General features: G+C 69.3%; 1 pseudogene. It reads right to left on the minus strand.

The annotated features are described in order from the left end of the window. A pseudogene (gene purH, locus AC0IYH_RS29920) lies at positions 1–365 on the minus strand (bifunctional phosphoribosylaminoimidazolecarboxamide formyltransferase/IMP cyclohydrolase); the annotation flags it as partial.

Below are 365 nucleotides of genomic sequence, written 5' to 3' on the forward strand. Positions count from 1 at the left end.
GCTCCGCCTGCGCGATGCCGCGGGCGTGTGGGCCGCGCGGCAGGTACAGGGCGGCCAACTGATGCGGGTTCTCGCCATAACGCAGTTCCTCCGCATGCCGCGTGAAAGCGAGCGGCAGCGTCGCCGGGAACGTCTCACCCTGATCCGAAAAGGCGAACCATTGCGCGATCGCCGAATCGTAGGCGCCGGTGGCGGCGAACGCCTTGGCTGCGAGGCGGCGACGCGTGGCGAGCGTGGTGCCGCCGGCGTCGAGTTCGGCCAGCACGCCCGCATAATCGGCGGGATCGGTCAGGATCGCGACATGCGCGTGGTTCTTGGCGGCGGAGCGGACCATGCTGGGGCCGCCGATGTCGATATTCTCGATC

This window comes from Pseudomonas sp. AC463 (assembly GCF_979253585.1).